The following is a 1,743-nucleotide window of genomic DNA, read 5'->3' on the forward strand; positions in this document are numbered from 1 at the left end:
GCCGGGCCACGGGGCGCGGCCCCCGTGACGAGATCCACACGGGCCCGTGCCGGGCCCGCCGTGCGCGATCGCCGGCGCGGGGAGCGTGGGGCGCCCCCACCCGCACGGCGTCCGGCCGGGCGCGGGAGGGCCTTCGGCTCCCGGCGCCACGGTGCGGGCCGGGTCGCCCGTCCGGCGCCCTCCCGGGCCGTCCGCGGTCACCGCTGGGCGCGTACGGGCCGGACCACGGCCGGCGCCGGGGGCGGCCAGGCCTCTGACCAGCGCAATGCCCGCGTCGGGGACCGCGGACGGCCCGGGAGGGCGCCGGACGGGCGACCCGGCCCGCACCGTGGCGCCGGGAGCCGAAGGCCCTCCCGCGCCCGGCCGGACGCCGTGCGGGTGGGGGCGCCCCACGCTCCCCGCGCCGGCGATCGCGCACGGCGGGCCCGGCACGGGCCCGTGTGGATCTCGTCACGGGGGCCGCGCCCCGTGGCCCGGCGCGCACGCACGGGGAGACCGGCCCGACGCCCGGCCGCACCCGCACCCGCACCCGCACCCGCACCCGCACCCGCCAGGTTCGCGCCCGTGGCCCGCCGGCCGGATAGCGCGGAGGGTGCGCACGCCGCCCCGAGCGCGCCCGGCCCGTTCAATATTTTCGCAGGTCAGAGCACATGACAACGGTGTTCAGTGCCGCGTTGCCCCATACCCCCTCCCCGTAGTTCACTGTGATCCGGACGAGTCACGGAGGGACGGCTCTCATGGGTGCTGGGCACGATCACGGGCACGCGCACGGCGCGTACGCCGGGGGTACGGCGAGCGCGGCGTACCGCGGCAGGCTGCGGGTGGCGCTGGCGATCACGCTCGGTGTCATGGTCGTCGAGATCGTGGGCGGTCTGCTGGCCGGCTCGCTCGCCCTCGTCGCCGACGCGGCGCACATGGCGACGGACGCGCTGGGGCTCGGCATGGCCCTGCTGGCGATCCACTTCGCGAACCGCCCGCCGAGCGAGCACCGCACCTTCGGCTACGCCCGGGCGGAGATCCTCGCGGCGCTCGCGAACTGCCTGCTGCTGCTCGGGGTCGGCGGCTACGTGCTGTACGAGGCGATCCGGCGGTTCGTCGCTCCGGCCGAGACCGAGGGCGGGCTGACGCTGGTCTTCGGCGCGATCGGCCTGGTCGCCAACCTGGTGTCGCTGGCGCTGCTGATGCGCGGGCAGAAGGAGAGCCTGAACGTGCGCGGGGCGTTCCTGGAGGTGGCCGCCGACGCGTTCGGTTCCGTCGCGGTGATCGTCTCGGCGCTGGTCGTCGTGGCGACCGGCTGGACCGCGGCCGACCCGATCGCCTCCCTCGTGATCGCCGCGCTGATCGTGCCCCGCGCCTTCGGACTGCTGCGCGAGACCCTGGACGTCCTGCTGGAGGCGGCGCCCAAGGGCGTGGACATGGCTCAGGTCCGGGCGCACATCCTGGGCACGCAGGGCGTCGAGGACGTGCACGACCTGCACGCCTGGACCATCACCTCGGGCATGCCGGTGCTCTCCGCGCACGTGGTCGTCAGCTCCGAGGTGCTCAGCACGATCGGGTACGAGAAGATGCTGCACGCGCTGCAGAGCTGCCTGGGCGACCACTTCGACGTGGAGCACTGCACCTTCCAGCTGGAACCGCGCGGTCACGCCGAGCACGAGGCGCGGCTCTGCCACTGAGGCGGCATCCGGCCGCGGGGCCGTTCGAGCGGCGGGACGCGGTGTCGCGCCGCTCGAACGGCCCCGC

At 76.2% G+C, this 1,743-nt stretch carries 1 protein-coding gene; it reads left to right on the forward strand.

The annotated features are described in order from the left end of the window. Window positions 1-737: 737 nt before the first annotated feature. Window positions 738-1,676 (forward strand): cation diffusion facilitator family transporter, encoded by a 939-nt coding sequence (locus AOK18_RS18820; protein ID WP_055573460.1) that lies wholly within the window; start codon window positions 738-740, stop codon window positions 1,674-1,676. Window positions 1,677-1,743: the final 67 nt, after the last annotated feature.

This window comes from Streptomyces prasinopilosus (assembly GCF_001419695.1).
In the GTDB taxonomy this organism is placed as follows: domain Bacteria; phylum Actinomycetota; class Actinomycetes; order Streptomycetales; family Streptomycetaceae; genus Streptomyces; species Streptomyces prasinopilosus.

Bases quoted from the DNA above. Each gene is read 5' to 3' on its own strand.
- AOK18_RS18820 (WP_055573460.1), top strand. From the start codon at position 738: ATGGGTGCTGGGCACGATCACGGGCACGCGCACGGCGCGTACGCCGGG.